Source organism: Leyella stercorea, from assembly GCF_021531655.1.
The window spans coordinates 1-407 of the sequence record NZ_JADYUF010000125.1; the positions used below are offsets into that span (position 1 = coordinate 1).

Genomic DNA, 407 nt, shown 5'->3' on the forward strand with positions numbered 1-407 from the left:
ACGTGAAAGCATGGCTCGGCAAAATAGATACATAGGAGTGCTTGACAAGTTCATCCATGAGGGACATGAAGCTCTATCTTCCTTTGCCAAGACAGATAGAGTCAACTTCAACGAGAAAGAATCGGCTTCCATATACTATGGCATTATGGCATCTGCTGTAAAGCATAATATTGGATTGGACTCTAAAGCCTGTATAGAATCGGCAACAAAAAGGTTCTTGTCTGATATGTCTTGGCATGGTTTTACAGACTTCAAGCAGGAATGTGTCACCAGTTGGACAAAACTCTTCGCCACAAATGAAGTTCAATTCACAGACAAAGCTATTGACAACTTCCTCGCTTTTGTTGACCACATGTCATGCAGTGCAGACACATACGTTTCGCTTGGTGGCTCCAATGGTTGTGCCG

1 pseudogene is annotated in these 407 nt (G+C 43.0%); it reads left to right on the forward strand.

Annotated features, from left to right (window positions below):
- Positions 1-10 precede the first annotated feature (10 nt).
- Positions 11-407: pseudogene (locus tag I6E49_RS14785) on the forward strand (MobV family relaxase); the annotation flags it as partial.